Below are 16,440 nucleotides of genomic sequence, written 5' to 3' on the forward strand. Positions count from 1 at the left end.
TCCTCATAGTCGGATCGACAGGCCATCGGCAAGCGATTGGCGATACGCCCGCCAGGCCGGCACGCTGCCCATCAGCAGCGCGGCCAGCAGGATAGCGCCAAGCAGGCTCCACTCATAGGCGCTCGGCCAGGCCAACGGCAGATACAGGCCGTACAGGCTCTGCAGCGGCGCCTGTGCGATGGCGATCCCTGCATACAACAGGGCCAGCCCCAGCAGCGTGCCCGCCAGCGCTAGGCCGAAGGCCTCGATGATCAACAGCGCGGCGATATGCCAGGGGCGAGCACCCACCGAGCGCAGGATCGCCATCTCCCGGCGACGTTCGTTGAGGCTGGTGAGGATCGCCGTCAGCATGCCGATCAGCCCGGTCAGTACGACGAATAGCGAGACCACGAACAGCGCCTTCTCGGCTGTGCCCATCAGGCTCCAGAGTTCCTGCAGGGCAACGCCGGGCAGAATCGCCAGCAGCGGCTCGCCACGGTACTGGTTGATTTCCCGCTGCAGGGTGAAGGTGGCGATCTTGCTGTTCAAGCCGAGCAGAAACGCCGTGATCTGCTGCGGTTGCAGGTCGAGCGCGCGCGCCTGATCCGCATCGATACGCGCCGCGCCGCGCGCCGGCACGCCGTTCTGCCAGTCGATGTGCAGCGCTTCCATGCCGGCCAGGCTGATATGCAGGGTGCGGTCGACCGGCGTGCCGGTGCGCTGCAAGACACCAACCACGCGGAACGGCTTGTCATCGTGCTGCACCAGGCTGACCCGGGCGACGCCATGGGCCAGCACGATACTGTCGTCGAGCCGGTAGCCCAGCGCGCTGGCCACTTCGGCGCCCAGTACCACCTCGAACGGGTCGCTTTCGAAGGCGCGGCCTTCGGCCAGCTGCAGCGGCTGCTTGCGGCCGTAGCGGTAATGCTCGAAATAAGCGCTGCTGGTGCCCATCACTCGATAACCACGATGGGAGTCGCCGAGGGAAATCGGGATCGCCCAGTCGACACGCGGGTATTCGGCGAAGTGCTGGTAGCTGTCCCAGCGGATGTTGTTCGTCGCGTTTCCGATGCGAAACACCGAATAGAGCAGCAGATTCACCGAGCCGGAGCGGGCGCCGACTACCAGATCGGTTCCGCTGATGGTGCTGGCGAAGCTGGCGCGGGTTTCATTGCGCACCCGTTCGACGGCAAGCAGCAGGCACACCGACAGTGCAATGGCGAAGACGGTCAGCAGGGCGGTGAAGCGGCGATTGTTCAGGCTCGCCAGGGCCAGGCGCAGTAGATACATCGCTCAGCACTCCGGCGCGCGTGCGGCGCGATTGAGATCGGCCAGCGACAGGCTGCGATCGAACAGCGGTGCGAGGCTTTGATCATGGCTGACGAACAGCAGGCTGGCACCCGCCGCCTGGCACTCGGAAAACAGCAGTTTCAGGAAGGCTTCGCGGCTGTCCGCATCCAGTGCCGAGGTCGGTTCGTCGGCGATGACCAGCTCGGGCTGGCCGATCAGCGCTCGGGCGGCAGCCACGCGCTGCTGCTGGCCGATGGACAGCGCATCGGCCCGTCGCTCGAACAGCTCCGGTGCCAGGCCCAGGTGCTCCAGCAGGCTGGCCGCGGCGGCGTCCGTGCTGCCGTGCCGCTTGCGCGCACGTTCGGCACGTAGCCGTGAAAAATGGCAGGGCAGACCGACGTTCTCGCGTACCGAGAGAAAGGGCAGCAGGTTGAACTGCTGAAAGATGTAGCCGGTGTGATCGACGCGGAAGCGATCACGGGCGCCGGCCGGCAGGCTGCCGAGGTCACGGTCGAGCAGGCGCACGCTGCCGCGCGCGGCCTTCTGCACGCCGCCGATCAGACCGAGCAGGGTGGTCTTGCCGCTGCCCGAGGGGCCTTTGAGAAACAGGCTCTCGCCGCGTTCGAGGCGAAAGCAGGGGATGTCCAGCAGCTCGGCCTGGCGTGGCCAGGCGAAGCCGAGGTTGTCGATTGCGAGAAGTGGAGCGGTCATCGATGTCCAGTGCTGGTTCAGAAAGGCAGCTGCGGGCGCGCCGGGGTCAGTTCCGCGCCCTGTTGGCCGTTGGGGCCGATCAGTTGTACCTGAATCTTCTCCGTGCCGGGGAAACGCTCGAACAGCATCTTGAGATCCAGCGCCTGCAGTGCCTCCGGATTGCTGCAATCGAACTGGTAGCTTGCCTCGACATCGCTGTGGCCGCCGTGTTCGTCTGCAGAGGCATGGCTGTGTTCGTGCCGATGGTCATCGTCCTGATCGCGGCGCTGGTAATCGGCATGGGCCGAGCCGAGCAGTTCGCCATGCAGCTGTTGTTCGCTCACCACGCAGTCGGCAGCCTTCGGCAGGCCGAACAGTGTCGCCGGCTGCTCGAGTTGGGCCCGCGTCTTGGCGATCTTCGCTTCATCCGCTGGTGTGGCAGGCGCGTGTTCGAAGCCGGCCAGGTTCATGGCCGGGCTGATGAGCTCCAGTTCAAGACGCTTGCCATCCAGCGCGGCGTTCAGGCGAGCCGCACCATGTTCGTGGGCGCCGAGGCTGGCAGCTTCTTCATGTTCGTGATGATGATCTTCATGTGCTTGGCTGTAGCTCAGGGGCAACAGAAGCACGGGTACGGCGAGCAGTAAGTGGCGCATGGTCAGCTCCGTTGGCAAGGTCCGTTACGTTATAACAACTTTGCCGCTTGGCTGGCCAGCGCGGTCCGTGCATGTGAGCATGAACGCATATTTCAGGAGGGACAGCATGATCCGAATCCGTGGGCGCATAGGGGACTGGCCGGTCGATCTGGAAATCGAACTGGGCGAAGAGGACTGGTCGGGCCTGACGCGTGGGCTGGGCGCCGTCGAGATCAGCTCGGCCGGGCGGCCTGCAACGGCGGCATCGCCGCCGGCCGATGCCCTCTGGCACAGCGCCCGGGAATGCCTGCGCAGTGCCGGGACGCTGGAAGGGCCGCAGTTGTTCGCCGAGCTGGAGGCGATCACCGGGAGCGCGCAGTTGGCCAAGCGGTTGCTGGTGCGGCTGCGTCATTGCGATGAGGTACGGGTCGAGCATGGTACCGATTCGGCCTGCTATCACTGGATCGGCGAGCCCGCTGACGGACTCGCCACCAGCGGCGGCCGGGATCAGTAGATCGCCTGATAGAGCTTGCGGCGATACAGCGTCACCAGCGGATGGTCGTTGCCGAGCAGGTCGAAGACCTGCAGCAGGGTCTTGTGCGGCAGCCCGTCGGCATAGCTTCGGTTGCGCACGAACAGCCTGAGCAGCCCGTCCAGCGCCGCTTCATACTGCTGCCGCGCCAGCTGCTGGACGGCCAGCTGGTATGCCGCCTCGTCATCCTCGCCGTTCTGCGCCAGGCGGCTCTTCAGCGTGGCGGCATCGGGCAGGTCATTGGCCTGACGCAGGAACGTCAGTTGCGCGCGCGCGCCGGCCAGCGCCTGCTTGTGCTCATCGCCCTTCACGGCATTGAGCACGGTTTCCGCCTCGCCCAGCTCGCCCCGTTCGGCCAGGCAGCGCGCGTACAGAATCAGGCCGGCGGCGTTCTCGTTGTCCTCGCTGAGCAGCTGCTGCAGCTGCGCCTCTGCCTCGGCAAAACGGCCTTCGGCGAAGGCCGCCTCAGCGCTTTCCAGCAGATTGCCCTGCGCCGATGCCGGGGCCTGTACATGGGGCTCGAGCATGGCGCGAATCGCGGATTCCGGCTGCGCACCGGCGAAACCGTCCACCGGCTGGCCGTCCTTGAATAGCACCACGGTCGGCAGGCTGCGGATGCCGAAGCGGGCGACGACCTCCTGCTCGATGTCGCAGTTGACCTTGGCCAGCAGCAGCTCGCCCTGGTATTCCTCGGCGATCTTCGCCAGCAGGGGCATCAGCGCCTTGCATGGCGCGCACCATTCGGCCCAGAAATCCACCAGCACCGGCTTGTGGAACGAGTTCTCGAGCACCAGCTGTTCGAAACTGGCGGTGGTGACATCGAAGATATAGGGCGTCTGGCTCATCGGAATTCTCGTCGGCGACGGGTGACTGGGAAGCTGTGCATGGTAAGTGGGGGCGCGGCATGCAGGAAGCAAGGGCTCGCGCGACGGATGTCATTGGACTAAGGTTGCGCCGGCTTCGGCGTTACGGCAGCGATCCTGCCGCCGAGGCGAAACCCTTTTCCTAGACAGGTGCGGCGTTTGCAGTCGCGCGTCATAAGGAGCTTCACATGTCCGTTCTCTCCGATTTCCGGGAGCGCTATCTCGTGCGCTTCTGGTCGCCCCTGCCGGCGCTCGTCGCGCTGGGTGTCGCCTCCGCCTACTACTTCGCCATCACCGGAACCTTCTGGGCCGTCACCGGCGAATTCACCCGCTGGGGTGGACACATCATTTCCTGGTTCGGCTACACCCCGCAGGAGTGGAGCTATTTCAAGCTGATCGGCCTGGCCGGTACGCCGCTCGATCGCATCGACGGCGTGATGATCATCGGCATGCTGCTTGGCGCGCTCTGTGCGGCGCTGTGGGCAAACAACGTCAGCCTGCGTTGGCCGACCAGCAGACGTCGCCTGCTGCAGGGTCTGGTCGGCGGCATCATCGCCGGCTTCGGTGCGCGTCTGGCCATGGGCTGCAACCTGGCGGCCTTCTTCACCGGCATTCCAATGTTCTCGCTGCATGCCTGGGCCTTCATGCTGGCCACCGTGGGCGGCGCCTGGATCGGCGTGAAGATCTGCCTGCTGCCCTGGCTGCGCACGCCGCTGAAGGTCGGTAGCCAGGCCAGTTCGCTGTTCGGTGACGTGGAAGGCACGCGGCGGCGGGCCTCGTTGCAGGCGCGCCTCGGCACCGGGGTGGCGGTGCTGGCCATCGCATTCGCCGCCTGGCGCTTCGACACCTCGCTGGTGCTGGGCATGGCGGTGCTGTTCGGCCTGTTGTTCGGCGGGCTGATCGAGCGGGCGCAGATCTGCTTCACCAGTGCCGCTCGTGACCTCTGGACCACCGGCCGAACCCGCGCGGCCTACGGCATTCTTCTCGGCATGGCGGTGGCCTGCGTCGGTACGTTCGGTGCCATCGCGCTGGGGGCAAGTCCGAAGATTTTCTGGATGGGGCCGAACGCGATTCTCGGCGGCGTGCTGTTCGGCATCGGCATCGTCGTCGCCGGCGGCTGCGAAACCGGCTGGATGTATCGCGCCATGGAAGGGCAGGTGCACTTCTGGGTGGTGGGCGTCGGCAACGTCATCGGCGGCACGCTGGTGGCGGTGTACTGGGACCAGCTCGGCACGTCGCTGGCGCTGCCCTATCCGAAGATCAATCTGCTGGAGAGCTTCGGCCCGGCCAGCGGATTGCTGCTGACCTTTGCCGGCCTGGCCATCGCCATGCTGCTGGTGCACCTCAACGCACGTCGTTTTCAACCGAAAAGGAGTCCTGCCCGTGAGCCAGGCCAAACCGAATCTCTCGCTTGATCTGCGGGGCGAGCACTGCCCGTATAACGCCATCGCCACGCTGGAAACCCTGGCGACCATGCAGCCAGGGCAGTTGCTGGAAGTGGTGACGGACTGTTCGCAGTCGGTGCACGGCATTCCCGAGGACGCCACGGCCAAGGGTTACAACTGCCTGGCGGTGGAGCAGCACGGTCCGCTGTTCCGCTTTCTCATCGAAGTGCCGCGCTGAGCGGGCCATGTGACGGTCGCTATGGCGCTGCCAGCGGCCAGCGTCCCAGCGCGTCGTAGCGCACGCCACCCGGCGTTGCCGTCGACAGATAGAGGCCGAAGTGGTCGGCGTGCCAGGCGAAGCCCGGCGCGGCGCCGCTCGGTCGGCTGCGGGCCTGGCGGGCCTGGCGGGCCAGCGTCAGGTGCGGGAGGAAGGGCCGGCTGTCGAGCACCACGCCGAGCGCGGCCAGATGCTCGGCAAGGGTAGCGACCAGCCTCGACAGGGCCTGCGGCGTCGTGCTCGGTTGCAGGCAGATGAAGCCCTTGCCGATGGTGGTGAGCCGGTCCAGCCGGAGATCGAATGCCGTCCCCTCGATGCCTGATGCCATGGTCAGCAGCGCATCCAGCCGCTCCTTCGGCTGGGCACCGAGGAAGGCCAGGGTCATGTGCAGATTGGCTTCGGCCACCGGGCGCCCGTCGAATGCCTCGCCGTCACGCCAGGCGCAGATGGCCGTCGCCTGCTCGGGCGGGCAGGGCAGGGCGAAGAACAGGCGCAGACTTTCCTCGCTCATGGTGTCTCCGTATGGCTAGCGCGTCGCGTGGTAGAGGCTCACCTGGCGAAACTCCGCCGGCTCTGCCAGATCCGGCCAGGTGCACGCATCGAGTACGTCCAGGCGCCGGTACAGCGGGTGGGCGAAGTCCCGCACGCGGGAATCGGCCACCAGCGCTTCCCGGCCTCGGCTGAGAAACTGGTCCAGCAGCGGCAGGTTGGCGCGGTCGTAGAGCACATCGGCGACGAGGATCAGATCGAAGCGATCCGCTTCGCCGAAGAAGTCCTGCGAATAGCGTAGCTCGACACTGTTGAGCGCGGCGTTCGCCCGGCAGGCGGCGAGCGCCAGCGGGTCCAGGTCGCAGGCCACCACCTCGGCGGCTCCTGCCTTGGCCGCGGCGATGGCCGCGACGCCGGAACCCGCGCCGAAATCCAGCACGCGCTTACCGTGCACCCAGTCCGGGCGCTCGGCCAGCCAGCGGGCCAGGACCAGTCCGCTGGCCCAGCAGAAACACCAATAGGGTGGCTCGTCGAGAATGCGCCGGGTTTCTTCGGGGCTGAAGGCGCGATCCATGTTGGCGGCATCGATCAGCCAGAGGCGCAGCTCGGTGTCCGGCAGCGTCTCGGCGACCAGGCGGGCATCGCCCAGCAGTTCGTGCAGAGCGGCCTGCAGCTGCGCCGGTGCGCTCACGGTGCCGGAACCAGCTGCAACGGTCCGAGCGCCTGGCTGGCGGCACTCGATATGGTGCGCGGCGGCAGGCGCATGATCAGCTGGCCGGCGCGCGTGACGCGGCCTCGCAGCTCGACGCGCTGGCCGGCCGGGAAGGCGTCGGGGTTGAACTGGAGGATGAACGGCAGCTCACCGTCGCGACCCTTGAGCTGCACGTTGCTGAGCAGGCGGTCGGGCTGGTCGCGTCGATCGACCTCCAAGAGGGCGAGCTCCACGTCGCTGCCGGCCGGTGCGCCGATCAGGCTGCCGCTCAGTTCGTTGAGCAGTTTGGAGTGGGGTGCGGTGCTCAGCTCGACCGGAGCCGTCGGTGGTTCGCTGGGTTGGCTGCCGCAGCCGGCAAGCAGCGTCAGCAGGGCGGGCAGAACGAGAAAACGTGATGGCACGGACGGCCTCCTGAACGGCGATTGCGGGCTTGTATAGCAGCAAAGCCGTCGCCTTGTCTTGCCGGTCGGATGCGCTACCATGGCCGTCCCGACGTACGACCGATTCCAGCCCCATGCATTGTCCCTTCTGCGGTGCCCACGATACCAAGGTCATCGATTCCCGCCTGGTCGCCGAGGGCGATCAGGTGCGCCGCCGCCGCGAGTGCCTGGCCTGTGGCGAGCGCTTCACCACCTTCGAAACCGCCGAGCTGGTGATGCCGCGACTGATCAAATCCGACGGCAGTCGCCAGCCGTTCGACGAGCAGAAACTGCGCGCCGGCATGCAGCGTGCGCTGGAAAAACGCCCGGTCAGCGTCGAGCGCCTGGAAGCTGCGATCGCCCATATCAAGCATCAGCTGCGCGCCACCGGCGAGCGCGAGATCAAGTCGCGCGTGCTCGGCGAGCTGGTGATGGCCGAGCTGCAGAAGCTCGACGAGGTCGCCTATATCCGCTTCGCCTCGGTCTACCGCCGCTTCCAGGACCTCAACGAGTTCCGCGAGGAAATCGAGCGGCTGTCCCGCGAGCCGGCCAAGCCCGAATGACGGCCGATCACGCCTGGATGGCCCGGGCGCTGCAGTTGGCGCGCAAGGGGCTTTATTCGACCCATCCGAACCCGCGGGTCGGTTGCGTCATCGTCGCCGATGGTGAGTTGGTCGGCGAAGGCTGGCACGTACGCGCCGGCGAGCCGCATGCCGAAGTCCATGCGCTGCGCCAGGCCGGCGAGCGCGCCCGCGGTGCCACCGCCTACGTCACCCTCGAACCCTGCAGCCATTACGGGCGCACGCCGCCCTGTGCCGAAGCGCTGGTCAAGGCCGGTGTCGGGCGCGTGGTGGCGGCCATGCAGGACCCCAATCCGCAGGTCGCCGGGAACGGTCTGGAGCGGCTGCGCAGCGCCGGTATCGAAGTTGCCAGCGGCGTGCTGGAAGGCGAGGCGCGGGAACTCAATGCGGGCTTTACCAAGCGCATGGAAAGCGGCCTGCCATACGTGCGCGCCAAGCTGGCCATGAGCTTGGACGGGCGCACCGCGATGGCCAGCGGCGAGAGCCAGTGGATCACCGGCCCGGCGGCGCGTGCCGAGGTGCAGCGCCTGCGCGCCCGCTCCAGCGTGGTGCTGACCGGCGCTGACACCGTGCTGATGGATGTCGCGCGGCTGACCGTACGCGGCGCCGAACTGGGGCTGGATGCGGAAACCACTGCGCTGGCGCTGCAGCGCCCGCCGCTGCGGGTGCTGGTCGATGGTCGGCTGCGCGTGCCGCTGGATGCGCCGTTCTTTCAGGCCGGTCCGGCGCTGGTCGTCACGGTGGTCGCCGGCTGCGAGGAGACCTATCGTCGCGCCGGTCACGAGGCGCTGGTGCTGGGGCAGGAGCGGGTCGACCTGGCCGCGCTGCTGCGCGAGCTGGCTGCCCGTGGTGCCAACGAGGTGCTGGTCGAGGCCGGACCGCGGCTGGTCGGTGCGTTCGCCAGCCTCGGCCTGATCGACGAGTACCAGCTGTTCATGGCGGCCAAGTTTCTCGGCTCCTCGGCGCGGCCGCTGCTGGAGCTTCCGCTCGAGCGCATGAGCGAGGCGCGCGAGTTGAAGATCGTCGACATCCGGGCGGTGGGCGACGACTGGAAGATCCTGGCGCGCCCGGCCAACTGATCGGCAACCCGTGTCGGCGGTGTCCGCCGATAGCCTGCGTCTTGCATTCAGATAGCTGCTACCGGGCGATAACGGGCTGCCCCGCGTCGCTATTTGTGTTAAAAACGCTGCCGGGCCGCAAACGGCCCAACGTTCTCAGGGCGGGGTGCGATTCCCCACCGGCGGTAATGGCGCAGTAACAAGGATGAAAGCGTAGCGAGCGCTGAGCAGGCAAGGCGTGATTCGACGAGAAGGCGGGCTTTACTGGGGGCAGCGAGGCCTTGGTAAATGAGCACTTCGAGGAGGAGCACAACGCAGCATGCTCTGCGCGCAGTAGCTTTCAATCGCGTCTAGCCCGCGAGCGCTTGCTTCGGCAAGGTCAGCAGACCCGGTGTGATTCCGGGGCCGACGGTATAGTCCGGATGAGAGAGAGCGGGATATTCCGATGGGCGCCGTCCGTGCACCCGTCATGCATCCCTATCGATCCGTAGCGCCCTGTTTTTCAAAAACAGGAGTTCGTCGTATGCAGCGTTTTATCCGCCTTCCACGGGAGGCCACATGTTCACCGGAATAATCGAAGCCATCGGCACCATCCGTGCGCTCACCCCCAAGGGCGGCGACGTCCGCGTGTTGGTCGAAACCGGCAAGCTGGATCTGGGCGACGTCAAGTTGGGCGACAGTATCGCCGTCAACGGCGTCTGCCTGACGGCGGTGGAGCTGCCGGGCAACGGCTTCTGGGCCGACGTCAGCCGCGAAACCCTGGCGCGCACCGCCTTCATCGATCTCAAGGCCGGCAGCCGGGTCAACCTGGAAAAGGCCCTGACCCCCACCAGCCGCCTCGGCGGTCATCTGGTCAGCGGCCATGTCGATGGTGTCGGCGAGGTCGTGGCACGGGAAGATAATGCGCGCGCCGTGCAGTTCCGCATCCGCGCGCCGCGCGAGCTGGCCAAGTACATTGCGCTCAAGGGCTCGATCACCGTGGACGGCACCAGCCTCACGGTCAATGCGGTCAACGGCGCCGAATTCGAGCTGACCATCGTGCCGCACACCCTCGGCGAAACCATCATGGCCGACTACCGCCCCGGGCGGCAGGTGAACCTGGAGGTCGACCTGCTGGCGCGTTACCTGGAGCGCCTGATGATGGGCGACAAGGCCGCCGAACCCAAGGCCTCGGGGCTCACCGAAGGTTTTCTCGCCGAGCACGGCTACCTGAAGAATTGAGGAGACGCCCGATGGCGCTCAATACCGCTGAAGAACTGATCGAAGACATCCGCGCCGGCAAGATGGTCATCCTCATGGATGACGAGGACCGCGAGAACGAGGGCGACATCATTGTCGCCTCCGAGTGCGTGACCGCCGAGCACATCAATTTCATGGCGCGCTTCGCCCGCGGCCTGATCTGCATGCCCATGACCCGCGAACGCTGCGAGCTGCTCAAGCTGCCGCTGATGGCGCCGCGCAACGGCTCGGGCTTCGGCACCAAGTTCACCGTTTCCATCGAGGCCGCCGAAGGCGTGACCACCGGCATTTCCGCGGCCGACCGCGCGCGTACCGTGCAGGCCGCGGTGGCGAAGAATGCCAAGGCCGAGGACATCGTCAGCCCCGGCCACATCTTTCCGCTGATGGCGCAACCGGGCGGCGTGCTGGCGCGTGCCGGCCACACCGAGGCTGCCTGTGACCTGGCGCGCATGGCCGGGTTCGAGGCCAGCGGCGTGATCTGCGAGATCATGAACGACGACGGCACCATGGCGCGCCGTCCTGAGCTGGAAGTCTTCGCCGAGCAGCACGGGCTGAAGATCGGCACCATCGCCGACCTGATCCACTACCGCATGATCCACGAGCGCACCGTGCAGCGGGTTTCCGAGCAGCCGCTGGAAACCGAGCTGGGCCAGTTCAACCTGGTCACCTACCGCGACGGCGTCGAGGACACCGTGCACATGGCACTGACCCGCGGTGAGATTTCCCCGGAAGAGCCGACCCTGGTGCGCGTGCACAACATGGAGCCGCTGCGTGATCTGCTGCTGGTCACCGTGCCGGGGCGCTGGAGCCTGCGCGCTGCGATGAGCGAGGTGGCCAAGGCCGGCAAGGGCGTGGTGCTGCTGCTCGGCAATCCGCTCACCGGCCCGCAGCTGCTGGCGCAGCTGACCCGCCAGCAGCCGCCGACCCCGGCCACCTACAGCACCGTCGGCGCCGGTTCGCAGATCCTGCGTGACCTGGGCGTGCGCAAGATGCGCCTGATGAGCGCGCCGATGAAGTTCAACGCGATATCCGGCTTCGATCTGGAAGTTGTAGAATACCTCCCGGCCGAATAAATCAGAGGCGCCGCGCAGTCCGCGGCGCCTTCGTTCTTTAAAGAGATGAGAAAGCACCCATGCCCCTGAAGACCATCGAAGGAACCTTCATCGCCCCGCAGGGCAAATACGCCCTGGTCGTAGGCCGCTTCAACAGCTTCGTCGTCGAGAGCCTGGTCAGCGGCGCGGTCGACGCGCTGGTTCGCCACGGCGTCAGCGAAAACGACATCACCATCATCCGCGCACCGGGTGCCTTCGAGATTCCGCTGGTCGCGCAGAAGGTCGCGCAGCAGGGGGAATACGACGCCATCATCGCCCTTGGCGCGGTCATCCGCGGTGGCACGCCGCACTTCGAATACGTCGCCGGAGAGTGCACCAAGGGCCTGGCCCAGGTCTCCATGGAGTTCGGCGTACCGGTCGCCTTTGGCGTGCTGACCGTCGATTCCATCGAACAGGCCATTGAGCGTTCCGGCACCAAGGCCGGTAACAAGGGCGCCGAAGCCGCACTCTCCGCACTGGAAATGGTGAGCCTGCTGTCGCAGCTGGAGGCGAAGTGAGCCTGAATCACGACGATAGCCAGGACGCACCGCAGCCCAAGGCCAAGGGCAAGATCGCCACGCGCCGGGTCGCTCGCAGCCTGGCGATGCAGGCGTTGTATCAGTGGCACATGGCCGGTCAGAGCCTCAACGAAATCGAGGCGCAGTTCCGCGTCGACAACGATTTCAGCGGTGTCGACGGTGCCTACTTCCACGAACTGCTCAACGGCGTGGCGCGCAAGAAGACCGAGGTCGACCAGGCCATTGCGCCGAATCTCGACCGTCCGCTGGATGAGCTCGACCCGGTGGAGCTGGCCATCCTACGCCTGTCGACCTACGAGCTGATGCAGCGCATCGACGTGCCGTACCGCGTGGTCATCAACGAAGGCATCGAGCTGGCCAAGGTCTACGGCGCCACCGACGGACACAAGTTCGTCAACGGCGTGCTGGACAAGCTGGCCCCCTCGTTGCGCAGCGCCGAAGTGCGCAACCACAAGCGCTGAGGGCCGCTCGCCTTGCTGGGTGAGTTCGAGCTGATCCGTCACTACTTCGCCGCCGCCGCTTGTGCCAGGGCCGGCGGCGAAGTCGTTCTCGGCATCGGCGATGATTGCGCCCTGCTGCAGATTCCCTCCGGTGAACAGCTGGCCGTGTCCACCGACACCCTGGTCGCCGGCGTGCATTTCCCCAATCCCTGCGATCCGTTCCTGCTCGGCCAGCGCGCCTTGGCCGTCGCCGCCAGCGACCTGGCCGGCATGGGCGCCACACCCATCGGCTTCACCCTTGCCCTGAGCCTGCCGAGCGGCGATCCGCTCTGGCTGGCCGAGTTCGCCCGCGGACTGGATGCCATGGCGCTCGACTGCAGCCTGCGTCTGATTGGCGGCGATACCACCCGTGGCCCGCTGTGCCTGACGGTAACGGTGTTCGGCCGCGTGCCGGCCGGGCAGGCGCTGACCCGTGCCGGCGCGCAGACCGGTGATCTGCTCTGCGTCGGTGGTGTGCTGGGCGAAGCAGCCGGAGCGCTGCCCCTGGTGCTTGGTCAGGCGGAAGCCGATGCGGATGTCGCCGAACACCTGCTGGCGCGCTACTGGTCGCCACAGCCTCAGCTGGCCCTGGGCGAGGTGCTACGAGGCAAGGCCACGGCGGCGCTGGATATCTCCGACGGCCTGCTGGCTGACTGCGGGCATATTGCCAAGGCATCAGGCGTCGCGCTGCAGATCGAGCGTGATCGGCTGCCGTTGTCCGAGCCGCTGCGCCGTTTCGCCGGCGACGCCGAAGCGCTGCGTTGCGCGCTGGCTGGCGGCGACGACTACCTGCTGGCCTTCACCCTGCCGCCTGCCGAACTGGCGCCGCTGCAAGCTGCCGGCTGGCCGGTGCAGGTCATCGGCCGGGTGACGGCGGGGCAGGGGGTGCAGCTGCTGGACGCGGCGGGCAACGAGGTGGCCGTGTCCGAACGCGGCTACAACCATTTCCCTCCATGAGGGCGTTGCGGGCCTGCTCAGCCCGCGATCAATCCGAGAAGGAACGCTGTTTTGACTGATACCTCGCCGGTCGCGGCCAAGCCGCAAACTCTGGTCTGGTCCGATCCCTGGCACAACCTGGCGTTCGGCTTCGGTTCCGGACTGATGCCCAAGGCGCCGGGCACCTGGGGTTCGCTGGTAGCGCTGCCGTTCGTGCCGCTGTGGCAGTTGCTGCCAGGCTGGGGTTATCTGCTGATGCTCGGCTTGACCATGCTGTTCGGCGTCTGGCTGTGCGGCAAGGTGGCGCGCGAACTCGGCGTGCACGACCAAGAAGGCATCGTCTGGGATGAGTTCGTCGGCATCTGGATCACCTTCTGGCTGGTGCCGGAGGGCTGGTACTGGCTGCTGCTCGGCTTCGTGGTGTTTCGCGTGATGGATATCGCCAAGCCCTGGCCGATCAGCTGGGTGGATCGGCATATCCATGGCGGGGTGGGCATCATGCTCGACGATATCCTTGCCGGGGTCGCCGCCTGGGCGGTCATGCAGGGACTGGTGTCGCTGTTGGTTTGATTGTGCGTCCGGTCGCTGCAGGCGGTCGGCCATTGAAGGATGATCGGCGTTCGCCCCGGGGCAGGTTTCGAGGAAAAGATAGCCATGCGTAGCGTCTCCGTTCTGTTCGCCAGCCTGTTGCTGCTGCCCGCGCTGGCGCAGGCCGCCTCCATGGTGCAAGTGGTCGGGCTGTTTCCGGGCGCGGCGGTGGTCAACGTCGACGGCCAGCGCAAGCTGGTCAGGGTCGGGCAGACCGGGCCGGGTGGCGTCCAGGTGGTGAGCGCCGATGCCAGCGGCGCGGTGCTGCGGGTCGACGGCGTCGAGCGTCACTACAACCTGAGCCGTGAATACAGCGGCGCCTATGCAGCGCCGAGCAAGACCCAGCTGAGCGTGGCCAAGGGCACCGGCGGCCATTACTGGATTGCCGGTGCGATCAATGGCCAGTCGATCCAGTTTCTCGTCGATACCGGCGCCACCTCGGTGGCTATCAACGAGCATCAGGCCCGCCGCTTGGGCATCGACTATCGCGTCAACGGCCGGCCGATGGTGGTGAGCACCGCCAGCGGCACGGCCAAGGCCTGGCGCGTGCACCTGAACAGCGTCAAGGTCGGCGCGATTGAGGTGCTCGGCGTCGAGGCCGTCGTCGTCGAGGGCGGCTCGCCCACCGAGGCGCTGCTTGGCATGAGCTTTCTCGGTCGGGTCAGCTGGCGCGAGGAGCAGGGCGTGCTGGTGCTGGAGTCGAAGACCTCCTGAGTTCAGGCTGATCCGTCCGCCTGCACGGCACGATAGACACGCTCGACGGCGAACTCTTCAGCCAGATGTGCCCCCGGTTAGTGTTATAGTGTCCGCTTTTCTGCCGCCTGGGATTTCCGCCCGTGTCTGTCGTGTTCGTCGCCGCTTCCCAACTGCCGACACCGTTCGGCGTGTTCACCATGCATGGTTTTCTCGACCAGGACACTGGCAAGGAACATGTCGCGCTGACCCTCGGCGACGTGGCCGATGGCAAGCCGGTGCTTGGGCGTCTGCATTCCGAATGCCTGACCGGCGATGCGCTGTTCAGCCTGCGTTGTGACTGCGGCTTCCAGCTGGAAGCCGCACTGCGCGCGATTGCCGACGAAGGCCGCGGCGTGCTGCTCTATCTGCGTCAGGAAGGACGCGGCATCGGCCTGCTGAACAAGATCCGCGCATACGAACTGCAGGATGCTGGCGCCGACACCGTCGAAGCCAACGAGCGCCTGGGCTTCGCCCCGGACATGCGCGACTACGGCATCTGCCTGCCGATGCTCGAGCACCTGGGCATCGCCGAGATCAAGCTGATGACCAACAACCCGCGCAAGGTCAAGGCGCTGCAAGGCTTCGGCATCCGCGTGGCCGAGCGCAAGCCGCTGCAGGTCGCGCACAACCCGCACAACCGCAAGTACCTCGCCACCAAGGCCGGCAAACTCGGCCACATGCTCGGCGAGATCCACCAGGGTGAAGCCGAGCAGTCGTGAACCGCCTCGCCGCCCGCCGCCAGCTCGCGCGTGACGGCTGGCTGCACACCCTCCTGATGGTGATACCTGTGCTGGCGCTGGGCCGCGCATCGGTGGTGTTTGCCGATTGGGGGCTACCGCTCTTCGCTGCTGGCATGGTTTCGCTGTTCTTCAGCCTGCGGGCCTTCACCGCCTTCAAACATGCATTGATCGCTACCGAACAGGCGCTGGACAGTCCTGCCGAGGCGGAAGCCTGGGCGCGTTTGCGCCGCGTTCGCCGACGCGGCCTGTTGATCGCGTCGCTGCCGGCCTGGTTCGCGGCCGCCGGGGCGCTGCTGGGCATGGAGCCGGTCGCCCGCCTGTTGCTGGTATTCGGCAGCCTGGTGCTGCTGGTGCTCTACCGTATTCCGCGGCAGCTGCACTGATGCGTCTCCTGCTGGCCGTCCTGGCTCTGCTGGCCACGTTGCCTGCGGTTGCCGCGCAGCGGGTCGTAAGCCTGGCGCCCTCGCTCAGCGAAATCATGCTGGAGCTCGATGCCGTAGACCGTCTGGCCGGTGTGCTGGACGGCGGCGAACGTCCCGCTGCCCTGGCTCAGGTACCGTCGGTGGGGCGTTATGGACAGGTGGAGATGGAGACCTTGCTCAGCCTGCGCCCCGATCTGGTCCTGCTCTGGCCGGACAGCGTGCCGCGCAGCCAGCGCGAGCAGCTACAGCAATTCGGTATTCCGGTGCTGGTTGTCGAACAAACCCGGCTCGAAGGACTGGCCGAACAATTCGTTGTGGTTGGCAATGCCGTAGGCCGCGCCGAACAAGGCGAGCGGCTGGCGGAGCAATTTCGCGCAGGCCTTGCCGAGTTACGCAGCCATTACCTGCGCAAGGAGCCACTGCGGGTGTTCTACCAGATCTGGAATCGCCCGCTGTACACCCTCGGCGGGCAGCAGATCATCAGCGAAGCGATCGAGGTGTGTGGGGGACAGAATGTTTTCGCCGACCTGACCCTGGCGGCACCGCAGGTCAGCGTCGAAGCCGTACTTGCCCGCGATCCCGAGGTCATCCTCGCCGGTAGCGGTGCGCAGTTGGACGAATGGCAGGCCTGGCCGCAGCTCAGTGCTGTGCGCAGCGGCCGACTGCTTGAAGTGCCCGACAAGGGCCTGGAGCGGCCGAGCTTCCAGATGCTCGGGGCGATCCGGAAGCTCTGCGAAGTGATGGCGGCAGCGCCCTGAGCGGGC

Annotated in this window: 22 protein-coding genes; 15 read left to right on the plus strand and 7 right to left on the minus strand. The window is 66.6% G+C overall.

All coding sequences use genetic code 11. The features are described from left to right. Positions 1-3: 3 nt before the first annotated feature. From HZR81_RS02885 to HZR81_RS02895, 3 genes are read right to left on the minus strand one after another with little or no spacing between them, the layout of a single operon-like run. Positions 4-1,269, minus strand: a complete 1,266-nt coding sequence (locus HZR81_RS02885) for an ABC transporter permease (RefSeq protein WP_500127268.1) — start codon at positions 1,267-1,269, stop codon at positions 4-6. 3 nt (positions 1,270-1,272) lie between these two features. Continuing rightward, positions 1,273-1,980 carry an ABC transporter ATP-binding protein gene (locus HZR81_RS02890; RefSeq protein WP_500127269.1) on the minus strand — a complete coding sequence of 236 codons (708 nt, stop codon included), beginning with the start codon at positions 1,978-1,980 and terminating at the stop codon, positions 1,273-1,275. A 17-nt stretch (positions 1,981-1,997) separates the two neighbouring features. After that, a complete protein-coding gene (locus tag HZR81_RS02895) occupies positions 1,998-2,612 on the minus strand; it encodes a DUF2796 domain-containing protein (RefSeq protein ID WP_500127270.1) in 615 nt (204 codons plus the stop codon). A 106-nt stretch (positions 2,613-2,718) separates the two neighbouring features. On the opposite strand from HZR81_RS02895, the gene HZR81_RS02900 reads away from it, so the two are divergent. After that, positions 2,719-3,105 (plus strand): hypothetical protein, encoded by a 387-nt coding sequence (locus HZR81_RS02900; protein WP_125869376.1) that lies wholly within the window; start codon positions 2,719-2,721, stop codon positions 3,103-3,105. On the opposite strand, the gene trxA is transcribed toward HZR81_RS02900, so the two are convergent. Further along, positions 3,099-3,968 (minus strand): thioredoxin, encoded by an 870-nt coding sequence (gene trxA, locus HZR81_RS02905; protein WP_500127271.1) that lies wholly within the window; start codon positions 3,966-3,968, stop codon positions 3,099-3,101. The two genes, HZR81_RS02900 and trxA, sit on opposite strands and share 7 nt — an antisense overlap. Before the next feature lie 206 nt (positions 3,969-4,174). On the opposite strand from trxA, the gene yedE reads away from it, so the two are divergent. Together yedE and yedF are read left to right on the plus strand one after the other, a co-directional pair. Continuing rightward, entirely contained in the window at positions 4,175-5,401 is a 1,227-nt protein-coding gene (gene yedE / locus HZR81_RS02910; protein WP_500127272.1) for a selenium metabolism membrane protein YedE/FdhT, read from the plus strand. Next, on the plus strand, positions 5,370-5,609 hold the full coding sequence (yedF, locus tag HZR81_RS02915) for a sulfurtransferase-like selenium metabolism protein YedF (RefSeq protein ID WP_013981735.1): 240 nt from the start codon (positions 5,370-5,372) through the stop codon (positions 5,607-5,609). Before yedE ends, yedF begins: the two co-directional genes overlap by 32 nt. A 19-nt stretch (positions 5,610-5,628) precedes the next feature. Here the strand turns inward: yedF and thpR are convergent, their stop codons facing one another. From thpR to HZR81_RS02930, 3 genes are read right to left on the minus strand one after another with little or no spacing between them, the layout of a single operon-like run. Continuing rightward, positions 5,629-6,159: an RNA 2',3'-cyclic phosphodiesterase gene (gene thpR, locus HZR81_RS02920; RefSeq protein ID WP_500127273.1), complete on the minus strand. Its 531-nt coding sequence runs from the start codon at positions 6,157-6,159 to the stop codon at positions 5,629-5,631. A gap of 15 nt (positions 6,160-6,174) precedes the next feature. Further along, on the minus strand, positions 6,175-6,828 hold the full coding sequence (locus HZR81_RS02925) for a class I SAM-dependent methyltransferase (protein WP_500127274.1): 654 nt from the start codon (positions 6,826-6,828) through the stop codon (positions 6,175-6,177). Then, entirely contained in the window at positions 6,825-7,250 is a 426-nt protein-coding gene (locus HZR81_RS02930) for a YbaY family lipoprotein (RefSeq protein ID WP_014595795.1), read from the minus strand. The genes HZR81_RS02925 and HZR81_RS02930 overlap by 4 nt, the downstream gene beginning before the upstream one ends. 113 nt (positions 7,251-7,363) lie before the next feature. On the opposite strand from HZR81_RS02930, the gene nrdR reads away from it, so the two are divergent. The 12 genes from nrdR (at position 7,364) to HZR81_RS02990 (ending at position 16,434) form a co-directional block, all read left to right on the plus strand. Continuing rightward, complete coding sequence (gene nrdR, locus HZR81_RS02935; protein WP_003304016.1) at positions 7,364-7,831, plus strand: transcriptional regulator NrdR; 468 nt, start codon at positions 7,364-7,366, stop codon at positions 7,829-7,831. Then, a complete protein-coding gene (gene ribD / locus HZR81_RS02940; RefSeq protein WP_500127275.1) occupies positions 7,828-8,928 on the plus strand; it encodes a bifunctional diaminohydroxyphosphoribosylaminopyrimidine deaminase/5-amino-6-(5-phosphoribosylamino)uracil reductase RibD in 1,101 nt (366 codons plus the stop codon). Before nrdR ends, ribD begins: the two co-directional genes overlap by 4 nt. Before the next feature lie 537 nt (positions 8,929-9,465). Continuing rightward, positions 9,466-10,128: a riboflavin synthase gene (locus HZR81_RS02945; RefSeq protein ID WP_011912026.1), complete on the plus strand. Its 663-nt coding sequence runs from the start codon at positions 9,466-9,468 to the stop codon at positions 10,126-10,128. 11 nt (positions 10,129-10,139) lie between these two features. Further along, positions 10,140-11,219 carry a bifunctional 3,4-dihydroxy-2-butanone-4-phosphate synthase/GTP cyclohydrolase II gene (gene ribBA, locus HZR81_RS02950; protein WP_013981740.1) on the plus strand — a complete coding sequence of 360 codons (1,080 nt, stop codon included), beginning with the start codon at positions 10,140-10,142 and terminating at the stop codon, positions 11,217-11,219. Between the two features lie 59 nt (positions 11,220-11,278). Next, entirely contained in the window at positions 11,279-11,755 is a 477-nt protein-coding gene (ribH, locus tag HZR81_RS02955; protein WP_011912028.1) for a 6,7-dimethyl-8-ribityllumazine synthase, read from the plus strand. A gap of 2 nt (positions 11,756-11,757) precedes the next feature. Beyond that, positions 11,758-12,237 (plus strand): transcription antitermination factor NusB, encoded by a 480-nt coding sequence (gene nusB, locus HZR81_RS02960; RefSeq protein WP_156244423.1) that lies wholly within the window; start codon positions 11,758-11,760, stop codon positions 12,235-12,237. Between the two features lie 12 nt (positions 12,238-12,249). Then, positions 12,250-13,212, plus strand: coding sequence for a thiamine-phosphate kinase (gene thiL, locus HZR81_RS02965; RefSeq protein WP_500127276.1), 963 nt, complete (start codon positions 12,250-12,252; stop codon positions 13,210-13,212). A gap of 51 nt (positions 13,213-13,263) precedes the next feature. Then, positions 13,264-13,761, plus strand: coding sequence for a phosphatidylglycerophosphatase A family protein (locus HZR81_RS02970; protein WP_500127277.1), 498 nt, complete (start codon positions 13,264-13,266; stop codon positions 13,759-13,761). A gap of 84 nt (positions 13,762-13,845) precedes the next feature. Continuing rightward, on the plus strand, positions 13,846-14,493 hold the full coding sequence (locus tag HZR81_RS02975; RefSeq protein ID WP_095460581.1) for a retropepsin-like aspartic protease family protein: 648 nt from the start codon (positions 13,846-13,848) through the stop codon (positions 14,491-14,493). Between the two features lie 122 nt (positions 14,494-14,615). After that, the gene (gene ribA / locus HZR81_RS02980) at positions 14,616-15,233 is read left to right on the plus strand and encodes a GTP cyclohydrolase II (RefSeq protein WP_063544111.1); all 618 of its coding nucleotides are present in this window, start codon (positions 14,616-14,618) and stop codon (positions 15,231-15,233) included. Then, complete coding sequence (locus tag HZR81_RS02985) at positions 15,230-15,637, plus strand: hypothetical protein (RefSeq protein ID WP_500127278.1); 408 nt, start codon at positions 15,230-15,232, stop codon at positions 15,635-15,637. Before ribA ends, HZR81_RS02985 begins: the two co-directional genes overlap by 4 nt. Then, positions 15,634-16,434 carry a cobalamin-binding protein gene (locus HZR81_RS02990; protein WP_500127380.1) on the plus strand — a complete coding sequence of 267 codons (801 nt, stop codon included), beginning with the start codon at positions 15,634-15,636 and terminating at the stop codon, positions 16,432-16,434. Before HZR81_RS02985 ends, HZR81_RS02990 begins: the two co-directional genes overlap by 4 nt. The last annotated feature ends 6 nt before the right edge of the window (positions 16,435-16,440 follow it).

The organism is Pseudomonas sp. LM13 (assembly GCF_041381355.1).
GTDB lineage: Bacteria > Pseudomonadota > Gammaproteobacteria > Pseudomonadales > Pseudomonadaceae > Stutzerimonas > Stutzerimonas frequens.